Source organism: Aeromonas sp. HMWF015, from assembly GCF_963878965.1.
GTDB lineage: Bacteria > Pseudomonadota > Gammaproteobacteria > Enterobacterales > Aeromonadaceae > Aeromonas > Aeromonas veronii.
Map to the genome: position 1 here is coordinate 1 of NZ_CAWNZT010000231.1, position 11,706 is coordinate 11,706.

The 11,706-nt window shown below is 57.1% G+C and carries 9 protein-coding genes and 2 pseudogenes; 3 read left to right on the top strand and 8 right to left on the bottom strand.

What is annotated here, in order from left to right:
* Together pyk and AACS18_RS12520 are read right to left on the bottom strand one after the other, a co-directional pair.
* Positions 1–1,215 (bottom strand): pyruvate kinase (pyk, locus tag AACS18_RS12515; protein ID WP_108614328.1); only part of this gene is annotated, 1,215 nt, incomplete at its 3' end.
* Positions 1,216–1,378: 163 nt separating this feature from the next.
* Positions 1,379–2,233 carry a MurR/RpiR family transcriptional regulator gene (locus AACS18_RS12520; RefSeq protein ID WP_005334759.1) on the bottom strand — a complete coding sequence of 285 codons (855 nt, stop codon included), beginning with the start codon at positions 2,231–2,233 and terminating at the stop codon, positions 1,379–1,381.
* 347 nt (positions 2,234–2,580) lie between these two features.
* Between AACS18_RS12520 and glk the strand changes: the two are divergent.
* Positions 2,581–3,552, top strand: a pseudogene (gene glk, locus AACS18_RS12525) (glucokinase); the annotation flags it as partial.
* A gap of 206 nt (positions 3,553–3,758) precedes the next feature.
* Here glk and AACS18_RS12530 read toward each other — a convergent pair.
* Positions 3,759–4,259, bottom strand: coding sequence for an SRPBCC family protein (locus AACS18_RS12530; protein ID WP_005334766.1), 501 nt, complete (start codon positions 4,257–4,259; stop codon positions 3,759–3,761).
* Between the two features lie 160 nt (positions 4,260–4,419).
* Between AACS18_RS12530 and AACS18_RS12535 the strand changes: the two genes are divergently transcribed.
* The gene (locus AACS18_RS12535) at positions 4,420–4,839 is read left to right on the top strand and encodes a GNAT family N-acetyltransferase (RefSeq protein WP_108614329.1); all 420 of its coding nucleotides are present in this window, start codon (positions 4,420–4,422) and stop codon (positions 4,837–4,839) included.
* On the opposite strand, the gene AACS18_RS12540 is transcribed toward AACS18_RS12535, so the two are convergent.
* The 5 genes from AACS18_RS12540 to AACS18_RS12560 form a co-directional block, all read right to left on the bottom strand.
* On the bottom strand, positions 4,829–5,347 hold the full coding sequence (locus AACS18_RS12540; RefSeq protein WP_005353702.1) for a hypothetical protein: 519 nt from the start codon (positions 5,345–5,347) through the stop codon (positions 4,829–4,831). The two genes, AACS18_RS12535 and AACS18_RS12540, sit on opposite strands and share 11 nt — an antisense overlap.
* A gap of 10 nt (positions 5,348–5,357) precedes the next feature.
* Positions 5,358–6,149, bottom strand: a complete 792-nt coding sequence (locus AACS18_RS12545) for a winged helix-turn-helix domain-containing protein (RefSeq protein WP_108614324.1) — start codon at positions 6,147–6,149, stop codon at positions 5,358–5,360.
* 364 nt (positions 6,150–6,513) lie between these two features.
* Positions 6,514–8,040, bottom strand: coding sequence for a methyl-accepting chemotaxis protein (locus tag AACS18_RS12550; RefSeq protein WP_108541027.1), 1,527 nt, complete (start codon positions 8,038–8,040; stop codon positions 6,514–6,516).
* 64 nt (positions 8,041–8,104) lie between these two features.
* Positions 8,105–8,836, bottom strand: coding sequence for a substrate-binding periplasmic protein (locus tag AACS18_RS12555; protein ID WP_005334783.1), 732 nt, complete (start codon positions 8,834–8,836; stop codon positions 8,105–8,107).
* Positions 8,837–9,375: 539 nt separating this feature from the next.
* Entirely contained in the window at positions 9,376–10,614 is a 1,239-nt protein-coding gene (locus AACS18_RS12560) for a uracil-xanthine permease family protein (protein ID WP_108541026.1), read from the bottom strand.
* A gap of 305 nt (positions 10,615–10,919) precedes the next feature.
* Here AACS18_RS12560 and AACS18_RS12565 point away from each other — a divergent pair.
* A pseudogene (locus tag AACS18_RS12565) lies at positions 10,920–11,706 on the top strand (hypothetical protein); the annotation flags it as partial.

Here is an 11,706-nt window from a genome sequence, read left to right on the forward strand (position 1 = left end):
GGACATGGCAAAGATCGGCAGACCGGAGCTGATACGGGACATCAGCAGCGGAGTGGTACCCGATTCAGTCAGCGCCACGATCGCCTTCACCCCTTCCAGGTGGTTTGCCGCATACATGGTGGACATGGCTACAGCTTCTTCAACGGAAGTGAAGGTGTAGCTCATGCGGTGGTTGGAGACGTTCAGGCTCGGGTGCTTCTCGGCACCGACACAGACGCTTGCCATGGAGGTCACTGTCTCGATGGGGAACTGACCGGCTGCTGTCTCGGCAGAGAGCATCACCGCATCGGTACCATCCAGCACGGCGTTGGCCACATCCATCACTTCGGCACGGGTCGGCAGCGGCGCATTGATCATCGACTCCATCATCTGGGTCGCGGTGATCACCACACGGTTCAGACGACGGGAGTGGCGGATCAGCTTCTTCTGCACACCAACCAGCTCGGGGTCACCGATCTCGACACCCAGATCGCCACGGGCGACCATGACGGCATCGGAACCGAGGATGATGTCTTCCATCGCCTCATCGGTGGCGACGGTTTCGGCGCGCTCAACCTTGGCCACGATCTTGGCATTGGAACCGGCTTCGCGGGCCAGCTCGCGGGCGTAGCGCAGATCATCGCCACAGCGCGGGAAGGAGACAGCCAGATAGTCCACATTCATGCGGGCAGCGGTCTTGATGTCTTCCTTGTCTTTCTCAGTCAGGGCCGGAGCGGAGAGACCGCCCCCTTTCTTGTTGATGCCCTTGTTGTTGGAGAGCGGCCCGGCCACGGTCACCGTGGTGTGAATGCGGGTGCCTTCAACCTGCTCGACCTTCAGCTGCACACGGCCATCGTCCAGCAGCAGGATGTCGCCCTGTACCACATCGTCTGGCAGGCTCTTGTAGTCGATACCGACCTGCTCCTGACAACCTTCACCCTTGCCGAGCGCCGCGTCGAGAATGAACTTGTCACCGATGGCCAGATAGATTTTGCCATCCTTGAAAGTGGAAACACGGATTTTCGGGCCTTGCAGATCACCCATGATGGCGACGTGACGACCGAGCTTGGCAGCAATGTCACGCACCTGATTGGCGCGCAGGATATGGTCTTCAGCAGTGCCGTGAGAGAAGTTCATCCGCACCATGTCGGCCCCGGCGCGGATGATCCCTTCGAGGATCCCTTCGCGGTCGGTAGCCGGACCGAGTGTGGTTACAATCTTTGTACGTCTAGGCATGAAAGACTCCAATATGAAGTTGATATGACTTGAGATTCTGCCCCATCAAGCCCATGGCTCGATGCACCCGTTTGCAAACCATCTGGGTGGTTTTTGTTATTAAATTACAATACTACACCAAGGCGGGTGGCATAGACAGTCGGGGGCCTGAGCCCCCGACGGTTCAGGAAGAGTGCGGGGTTTCGAAGCGGGATTCGCGCAATCCCTCTTTTACTTTCTTCAGATTTTCGCGAAATTTCATCCCCCGGCGCAGAGTAAAACCGGTCGCCAGCACATCCACCAGCGCCAGCTGGGCGATGCGGGATGCCATCGGCATATAGACATCGGTATCTTCCGGCACATCCATGGAGAGCACCAGATTGCACTCGCGGGCCAGCGGGGAGTCCTTGGCGGTCATGCCGATCACGGTGGCGTCGTTCTCGCGGGCCAGCGCGGCGATCTCGACCAGTGCCTTGGTGCGGCCGGTGTGGGAGATGAGCACCACCACATCCCCTTCGCTGCTGTTGATGCAGCTCATGCGCATCATGACGATATCGTCAAAGCTCACTACCGGAATGTTGAAGCGAAAGAATTTGTTCTGGGCATCGCGGGCAACGGCGGAGGAGGCGCCAAGGCCGAAGAAGCTGATCTTCTTGGACTGGGTCAGGATATCGACGCAGCGGTTGATGGCAGAGATATCCAGGCTGTTTTTGGCGGCATCCAGACAGGCCATGGTGGATTCGAAGATCTTGGCGGTGTAGGTATCAGGCCCATCTTCCGCTTCCACATGACGATTTACGTAAGGGGTGCCATTGGCCAGGCTCTGGGCCAGATGGAGTTTGAAATCAGGAAAGCCCTTGGTATCGAGACGGCGGCAAAAGCGGTTGACGGTCGGTTCACTGACGTCGGCCATCTTGGCCAGAGCGGCGATGCTGGAGTGGATGGCGGTCTGGGGAGACGCCAGGATCACCTCGGCAACCTTGCGTTCTGATTTACTGAAACTTTCCAAGTTGTTCGTAATTTTATCAAGGGTATTCATCATCACCACCAGGCGTTTTTGTAATTTAGCTTCAGTGTCTTTGCACTCAATCTACGGCTAAGCAAGTTTCCATTCAAGCTAAGGACTATACAAGACAAGCGGTTATCGCAACTAACGCCTGCCATACAAAGTATGACTCATCTCTAATTATTTCGTACTTTTCGTTACAAAACGTCACCTTGCCATGAAAGCGCTTACAAATGTTGCAAAGCAACAACACTGTGAGCAGGCGCACGTTTGTATCGATCCGGCAGGTGAGCAAGCCTGAGCTCGGATAGAATGGACCGTCATAATCCAACAATAATCTCGGGACACCAGAGTCGTCCCCATCCTGTAACGAAGGAGTTGTTATGCAGCATACCCATGCGCTGGTCGGCGATGTCGGCGGCACCAATGCGCGTCTGGCCCTGTGTGAGCTGGCCACCGGTACTATCTCTCAGACAAAGACCTACTCAGGTCCGGCCCATCCCAGCCTTGAAGCCGTGGTACGCCTCTATCTGGAGGAACACAAGGTACAGGTGGCTGAAGCCTGCATCGCCATCGCCTGCCCCATCAACGGTGACTGGGTTGCCATGACCAACCACAGCTGGGAGTTCTCCATCAGCGAGATGCAGGGCAATCTCGGGCTGGCACGCCTGCAAGTGATCAACGACTTTACCGCCGTCTCGATGGCAGTGCCGGTATTGGCTGAATCGGATCGCATCCAGCTTGGCGGCGCCGCGCCGGTAGCGGGCAAGCCCATCGCCATCTATGGTGCGGGCACCGGCCTTGGGGTCGCCCATCTGGTCAAGGCGGGTGAGCAGTGGCTGAGCCTGCCGGGTGAAGGTGGTCATGTGGATTTTGCTGCCAACACCGAAGAGGAAGATGCGGTGCTGCAAGTAATGCGAGGCGAATTGGGCCATGTCTCGGCAGAGCGGTTCCTCTCCGGCCCGGGTCTGGTCAATCTCTATCGCGGGCTGGTGAAATCCGATGGCCGTGAGCCCGAACCGTTTGCCCCCAAAGACATTACCGAGCGCGCACTGGCCGGGGAGTGCCTCGATTGCCGTCGCACCCTGAGCCTGTTCTGCGTGCTGATGGGCCGCTTTGCCGGCAATCTGGCCCTCAATATGGGCACCTTTGGCGGCGTCTATATCGCAGGCGGCATAGTGCCGCGCTTCCAGGAGTTCTTTACCGGTTCCGGTTTCCGGGTCGCCTTTGAAGACAAGGGGCGCTTCAAGTCCTACCTCAAGGAGATCCCGGTGTTCCTGATCACCCATGAAGGGCCGGGGCTGCTCGGTGCGGGCGCTTACTTGCGCCAGTCGATGGGGATCACAATCTGATTGAAGAGGGGAATGAGGCGGGATCATCCATGGTTCAGCCTCGATTCAGTGTGAATGGCATAAAGTAGCCGCACGTAACCAAGAGTGTTGTGCTTCACAAGGAGTGGAAAGCGACTCTCATCCGCTGGATACGTTTGTCACCTGACAAGCCTGAACTGTTTCAACCGGCCTTTTGGCCGGTTTTTTTTTATGTCTGATATCCGGGATTACTGGGCCAGCGCCTTCAACTGCGCCTTGTCTGGGGGATTGTTCCAGTCGATGGGTCCGTGGGTAAAACGATACTGCAACCGTGGCAGGCTGGTCTCCAGCCACTCTTCCCGAAAATAGGCATAACCCTGATCCCAATCCGGATCATTGGCCCAACCACTCTGCAGGAAGTAGAGGCGAGTGCCCTGCCCTTCCGGCACAAATCGCAGGCAAACTTGGGTCTTTTGCTGGCGGATATGGGGTAGGCTGGGCGGGAAATTCCAGCTGAAACTGAGCAGGTCATAGGGCATGACGGCCATGACCCGGCACCCTTCGCTGCCACGTTCACCCAGCGGGGCATCAGGCCTGAAGTAGATCTCGAAAGGACCATTCGGTTCGGCCACCATCAAACATTCGGGAGCCAGAAAACTGCGCAGACCGCTTTCGGTAGTCCAAGCGTGCCAGACATCGTCTATGTGCGCCGGAACAAAAATGTTGCCTTCAATCAGTTTATTGTCCATAAATCAGCGATCCTCAAGCCATCCATACAAGGGACTCCGGCAGTATAGCCCCATGGCAAATACAATGGACAGTGCTTAATCACACCCTTGTCATTTGCATCAATTAACCTGCCTCTGTGCAGCGGCCTCAATGAACATTGGCTTGATCCGGGAGGACATCATGATCCGGCTCATGGAAGAACACGACATTCCCCAACTGGCCCGGCTGTTTTTAAAGAGCCGCCGCCACACCTTTCACTGGGTCGATCCCGCCCGTTTCCAACTCGAGGATTTCGAGGAACAGACCAAAGGTGAACAGGTGTGGGTAGCCGAACAGGGTGGCAATATCTGCGGCTTTATCGCCATCTGGCAGCCCGATCACTTCGTCCATCACCTCTATGTGTCAAGCAACTGGCACGGTCAGGGAATAGGGCGCGCCCTGCTGGAGCGGGCCCTCGCTGATTCGCCGCACGGCTCGCTCAAGGTTGCGACCCGCAACACGGCGGCAGTAGCCTTCTACCATCGGCTGGGCTGGCAAAACAGTGATGAGACAGGCCACTGCGAAGTCACCGGCCCCTGGTGCAAGTTGCTTAGAAGCTAGCGGGACGCCCGGCACCTGCGCTTTGCGGCTGAACAGGCACCAGTGGTGCCGGGGGGAAGAACCAGCGGTAGAGATCGAACCAGCCATCTCGCTGGGCAATCACGACCTCGTGCACCGGATCGCGCTGGAAGATCGCCACCTTGTTTTCAGTCAGCGGCACCCAGGCATAGTTGACCAGCGCATATTGCGACTGGATCAGGTTGTACTCATTGAGATAGGAGTCATCGTTACCCGATTCGTGCAGTTGGGTACGACTGTCGATGAGGTAAACAAGCTGGTTGAAAAAGGTCAGTTGAAAACCGGTCACCCGCCACTTCTCCCTGGTCGCCTCCTCCTCTTCGATCACGGTAATTTTGCCCCAGCGGCACACCCCGTGATAGTTGACTCCATTGGCCGACATTTTCAGGTCGTAATGGCAGCCCAGACTGTTGATAAACATCCCGACCACAAACAGCAGCACGACAAGCAGTGGCAACAGCAGCAAGGTATTTTTCAGCGTTCGTTTCATCAGAGATCCCTTACAGCGTTTTTTCGAGCTCTTTATAGGAAAGCACGCGAACCTGGTGGCCGGAGACCAGCACCAGCGATGCCGGCTTGACTGGTGGCACATCGCTCCGTGCCTCCATCTGGCAAACAACGCCGGTCGGCGAGTCGGTGCAGTGCACATGGAGCCACTCGAAATGGAGATAGCTGGCGACAAACGCCACCAGCACAACCAGTAGCAGATTGACGTATATCAGGCCCCTTGCCAGCATTGGCCGCCCGATACCGCTGAGAAAGGCAAGTTTGGCGCGCTCACCAAAAGAACGGGGAGCAGCAGGATCTTTGATGACCTCGTGGTCGGAGCTTGATGGTGTCGACGGTGGCTGCGCAGCAGCTGCAGGCGTGGTCTCGCTCATCGGCTCGGGCAAGGGCTCACTCTCTGTTGGCAGTGCCTTGCCGTAATAGCTCTTCATCTTGCAGTTCAGATGCAGGGAGTACCCTTTTTTCGGGGTACTTCTGATATCCAGCGTCTGGGGGGATGAGGTGAAGTGGCGACGAATATTGGCGATAGCCACGTTCAGGGAGTTGGGGCTGATGGGGCGACCCAACCAGCCGATATCGAGCAACAGATCCTTGTCGCACACCTCGTCATGGTGATCGAGCAGATAGCTGAAAATGAGGCTCTCTGCGGATGACAAGCGCACCACCCGGGCGCTTTGCAAGTTGTCCTTGTCGGCACAGAAGATCAGCTCTCGCCTTTTGACATCAAAGACATAATCACCGAAGTGATAGGCTGATATGTTATTGCCTGGCGCAACCCCCGTCATACCAACCACCTGTTATTTGCATTCATCATGAAGAAGATGGGATTCCACACCTGATAAAGCCAGATGGCGGCTCAGGACTCGCTGTAATTAAACGAAATTCTAAAGGGTCGAGATCAGCGGCACAATAGATGCAGGCAGGCATGAGCGGGGAAAATGAAAATATGCGTCCAGCGCTGTCGGACTGCGTATCGGGCAGAGCATGATGCTGCGAGTTTCGCGTATCGCGGTCACGCCAATCTCAGCTGAACAGTGACATGGGCATGACGAAAAGCGCTGCAGGACAAGGCCCCTTATCTCGCCGCGCCTCAAAATAATGGGAACCGGCCTGCCCCGCAGGATGATCCAACGGGGCGAAGTGAACTGACTAGACCCGAAACTGCTTGAGCAGGGTGTCGAGTTGGGCCGACAGCTGCCGCAGATCGCTGCTGGCCTCGGCAACCTTTGCCACTCTGGCCGCACTCTCGCTGTTGAGCGTCGCAATCCGGTTGACGCTATGGCTGACCGCCTCTGCCACCGAGTGTTGTTCTTCCGATGCCTGGGCGATATACATGTTCATCTCGCGGATCAGGCTGACCTGATTTTTAATCTTCTCCACCGATGTCTGCACATCTGCCGCCTCGATGCCAGCGCGGGATGCCTTCTCTTGACTCTGTTGCATGCCGGCACCGACATTCTGGGTCGCTTGCTGCAACCGCTTGATACTGGCGCTGATCTCCTCCGTCGACTGGCGAGTACGGCCCGACAAGGTGCGCACCTCATCCGCCACCACCGCAAAACCGCGCCCCTGATCACCCGCCCGCGCCGCCTCGATGGCCGCGTTGAGGGCAAGCAAATTGGTCTGCTCGGCAATGCCGTTGATCACTTCGATGATGGTGCCAATGCTGCTGCTCTCGGTCGAAAGGGTGCGCATCAGGGTGGCGACTCGCTCCACCTCCCCCACCAGTTGATGGATGGCCTCATTGGCATGGCCCGCCAGATTGTAACCCTGCTCCACATAGAGGTTGGCCTCATCGGTGGCGCCAGAAGTTTTCACCGCATTGCCAGCCACTTCCTGCACAGCCTGACTCATCTCGGTGATGGCGGTTGCGACTTGATCCAGCTCGGATTGCTGGGCGTCACTGCCTACCCGGGTATCTGCCGAGAGGGAGTCACAGAGTTCGGCGGTTTGCAACACACCGGCAGAGAGCTCGTTGATCTCCGCCACCATCTCCTGCAACTTGGCAATAAAATGGTTGATGTTGATGGCCAGCGCGCCCATCTCATCCTGACGGCTGATCTTCAGACGCCGGGTCAGATCCCCCTCTCCTTTGGCCAGATCAAACACCGCCTGATTCATCTGATGGAGCGGCCTGAGCACATTGCGATGAATCAGCACCATCAGCAACGCGATGATGCAGAGATCGAGCACCAGGATCTGCCAGACGGTGGTGATCAACTGCTGGCGCAGTTGGGCCTGAATGGCAGCATCACTGGTTTGCACCAGCAATCGGGCCACTGTGTTTTTCTGGCCGCTGTCGTCATAGACCAGATCATATCCCCCATAGGCAGCAGTATCGGCAGGCATGGCTGTCACAGGGGCAATGCTCCCCGCCGAGTCACGGGCAAACCCGGCCACCAGCTTGTCCTTGTTGACCACCAGCAAAGCACTCAGGATATCGGCCGCCAGCTCGGACTTGAGTGATGCCTCGATGAAGGCCGATTCATAATTCCACAGCGGGCCGGGCAGGGAGAGCTGCAGCCGGCCGATGGCCTGTTCGACCAGCGCACTCTGTTTGCTGTAGCTCTCCGCCTTGACGGCGTGGTAGTTGTAACCGCCAAACAACACCAGTAGCAGACTCACCGACAGGGAGGTCAACACGGCAATCCTGAACGTCAGACTTTTCCAATCCATGGTTTCCTCCCGGTTTTACGGCAGCCGGCGCAGTGCCATTGAGCGGCACTTGCTATTGGTACTGTTACTGGTACTTGGCATTGATCTTGTCGATGGTGCCATCCGCCTTCATGGCAGCGAGGATCTCGTTAAGCTTGGTGATGAGCTCATCGGGCGTATCCTTGTTAAACGCCAAGCTCATCTGGGTTTCCTTGAACACGAAGACCGGCTTGGGTGAGGCCACCTTCTCCTTGCTGGCCAGATAGGGGGCCAGATACTGGCCGGTTGCCCAGAGATCGATGCGACCTGCCTCCAGTTTCTTCACGTTGGCGGTATCGTTGGCTGCCAACTGCAACTTGGCAAATCCCTGGGCCTTGAGATATTCGGCGGCCGCATCGCCGTTATAGCCACCCACCGAATACTGCTTGGCATCTTCCAGTGACTTGACCGTGATATTGGCTGTCGAGCTGGAGAAAAACACCCAGTTGTTATTGACCAGCGGCCCGACCCACTTGAACAGTGCTTCCCGCTCTGGAGTGCGGGTCGTGGAGTAGAGGGCGGTATTGGGAGTACCGAGGGTATCTTCGTACGCCCGTTTCCAGGGCATCAGGGTCAGCTTGTATTCGACCCCGGCACGCTTGAACAGCTCTTCGACCACCTCGGTCGACAGCCCGACAATCTTGCCCCCCTCCCCCTGCATGTTGAATGGCGGGTAATCCTCGGTCATCACGTTCAGTGGCGCAGCCTGAACAGCGCTTATCGCCATCATGGAAGAGACTGAAAAAATTGCACTTTTCCACAGCAGTTGATAGTTCATTGCAACCTCGCTTTGCTTGCCATTCATCCCTGAACATCCGCCGTTACCGATGGCGGTGCACGTCTGACCCGCTGGGGTCATGCCGGCTTTCACGGCTCGCCGCCCACCCATGTGCAGCAGCAAACAGATCCGGATTTTGCCTGTGCGCAACGAAACGCAACCGGCGAGGGAGGCTCACAACAAATCGAGGAGGAAACATGCCAGGGCAGCATAAGGGGAGTGCGGAGTGGGGCGGATAAGCCTCTGCCATACAACAGCGCCGTGGCAAAGAAAAAGCGCATCGTTTTATGACAGCGGTCTGGGAGAGAAATGATAGAAAACGCCAACATCCATTTTCCCATACTGCTCGAGGAGACCTCAGAGCCAAACCTGTCCTTTAGCTAAGGTCACGAAAAGAGATACGTCAAATGAGAATGCTAACCCCCTCATCTGCTTCCAGATGAGCTCCGTCGAACCGAAAAGTGGCGCTAGATACCCGAAAAAGAGAAGGCCACCGCGAGGTGGCCTTCTCCAAATCAACGATGAACGCCTGGTGGAACTCAGTCCTTGGCCGCGTCCATCACACCCTCTTCAGAGTGTTGGGGCAGGATCAGGTTGAGCAGGATGGCGGCAACAGAGGCCAGGCCAACACCGGCCAGCGCGAAGTCGCCAATCTTCATCTCCAGCGCACCGACCCCGACAGTAAGAGTCACGGCGACAATCGCGATATTGCGTGACAGCCCCAGATCCACCTTGGATTCCACCAGCGTCTTGAGACCGATGGCAGCGATGGATCCGAACAGCAGCAGCATGATACCGCCCATCACCGGCATAGGGATGGAGGTGAGCAACGCATTGAACTTGCCGAAGAAGGCCAGAATGATGGCAAACACCGCAGCCCAGGTCATGGTGACCGGATTGAAGTTGCGGGTGATCATCACGGCACCGGTCACTTCGGCGTAGGTGGTCACGGGTGGGCCACCGATGAAACCGGCGAAGCAGACGCCGATGCCGTCACCGGCCAGCGTACGGTGCAAACCCGGATCCTTGGTATAATCCTTGCCAGTCACGCCACCAATCGCCAACACGCCACCGATATGCTCGATACAGGGGGCGATGGCGACCGGCAACATGAACAACGCAGCAGCCCAGTTGATCTCCGGGGTTTCGAAGTGGGGCAGCGCCAGCCAGGGGGCGTTCACCATGCCATCGAAACTCACCTGGCCCATGAAGACCGCCGAGACATAACCGGCAATCACGCCGCACAGGATGGGGATCAGCTTGATCCACCCCTTGCAGAACACCGCTGCAATCAGGGTGACTGCCAGCGAGATACCGGCCAGCGTCAGCGCAGTCCCCGCAGGTACTACCTGCTCACTGCCAGCACGACCCATCGCCATGTTGCAGGCAACCTGTGCCACAGAAAGACCGATCACCATGATCACCGGGCCAATCACCACCGGGGGCAGCAATTTGTGCACAAAACCCATCCCTTTTGCCCGGATCAGCGCAGCCAGAATGAAATACATGAAACCGGCGGCAAACAGGCCAAACATGGTGGATGGCAATCCCCAAGTCTGGGTGGCGTAGATGATGGGAGCGATGAAGGCAAAGCTGGAACCGAGGAAAATCGGGACCTGGCGGCGGGTGCAGAGCTGGAACAACAGGGTGCCCACACCGGCGCCAAGCAGGGCCATGGAGGGGTTCAGTCCGGTGAGCAGGGGCACCAGAACCATGGCACCGAAGGCGACAAACAAGATTTGCAGCCCGGCGACACTTTGCTTGACTAAGGAAAACATGGATGTCCTTAATTTTTTGATAACTGATGGGGATATTTATCACTTTTCAGTCATCACAAGACTTTTTCAAGGCACAAAATGAACGCAAATGCGTCACTCGTTACCTTTTACTGCTTGGGAAGGGCATGAAACTGGCTTTTTAGGCGGGATTCGTTGCTACAAGCATCGAGTATGCTATTTTACGCATTATTGTGACGAACGCCAATCGTTTTTCCATCATGTTTATTGTGTTCATGGTCAAAAATGCCGCCGCCAGGGGGCGCTCTATAATGGATCCTGTGAATCAAGATGGACAAGGAGTCCCCATGTCACAGCCCCCATTCAAGGCCAGCCAGCGCAGATTGCTGATCGGCTCGGCCATCGCACTCGCCCTGTTTGCAAACCCGTTCAGTTATGATTTCGCCCACAATGAGTGGCAAATGAATCAGGCCTATGCCAAGTCCTGCTTTATCGCCGGCACTCGCATCACGATGGCCGATGGCTCCACCCGCCCTATAGAGACGCTGCGGGTCGGTGAACGGGTGCTGGATCAGCACGGCGGCAGTAACCGGATCCTGGCGATCGAACGGGTCATACTAGGCAAGCGCAGACTCTACGGGATCAATGATCTGCCCCCGTTCTTTACCGCAGAGCACCCTCTGCTGACCACTCGGGGCTGGGCAGCCATCTCACCGGCCATGACACGAACCGAAAACCCGCAACTGGCGGTGCTGCCGCTATTTACCGGCATGCAGATAATGTGTCGCCCGGCACCTGTCATGGTGACGGGCAATCTGGCCCTGCAACCCCAGCCGGAATTACTGCTGGTTGAGTCACTCTGCTGGATCGAGGCGCCTCCCACTACCGCACTCTTCAATCTGCTGCTCGATGGCAGCCACAGCTACATCGCCAATGAGCTGATCGTTCACAACAAAGATGGCGATGGTGGCAGTGGGGGCAGCAGTGGTGGTGGCGACAGCGGTGGAGGCAGCAACAGCGGCGGTGGCAGCAACAGCGGCAGTAGCAGCAACAGCGGCGGTGGCAGCGACAGCGGCGGAGGCAGCAACAGCGGTGGAGGCAGCAACAGCGGTGGAGGCAGCAACAGCGGTGGAG

What these genes read in the sequence shown, in the direction of transcription:
- AACS18_RS12520 (WP_005334759.1), bottom strand. Translation starts at nt 2,233, where the DNA reads ATGAATACCCTTGATAAAATTACGAACAACTTGGAAAGTTTCAGTAAA.
- AACS18_RS12530 (WP_005334766.1), bottom strand. Translation starts at nt 4,259, where the DNA reads ATGGACAATAAACTGATTGAAGGCAACATTTTTGTTCCGGCGCACATA.
- AACS18_RS12535 (WP_108614329.1), top strand. Translation starts at nt 4,420, where the DNA reads ATGATCCGGCTCATGGAAGAACACGACATTCCCCAACTGGCCCGGCTG.
- AACS18_RS12540 (WP_005353702.1), bottom strand. Translation starts at nt 5,347, where the DNA reads ATGAAACGAACGCTGAAAAATACCTTGCTGCTGTTGCCACTGCTTGTC.
- AACS18_RS12545 (WP_108614324.1), bottom strand. Translation starts at nt 6,149, where the DNA reads ATGACGGGGGTTGCGCCAGGCAATAACATATCAGCCTATCACTTCGGT.
- AACS18_RS12550 (WP_108541027.1), bottom strand. Translation starts at nt 8,040, where the DNA reads ATGGATTGGAAAAGTCTGACGTTCAGGATTGCCGTGTTGACCTCCCTG.
- AACS18_RS12555 (WP_005334783.1), bottom strand. Translation starts at nt 8,836, where the DNA reads ATGAACTATCAACTGCTGTGGAAAAGTGCAATTTTTTCAGTCTCTTCC.
- AACS18_RS12560 (WP_108541026.1), bottom strand. Translation starts at nt 10,614, where the DNA reads ATGTTTTCCTTAGTCAAGCAAAGTGTCGCCGGGCTGCAAATCTTGTTT.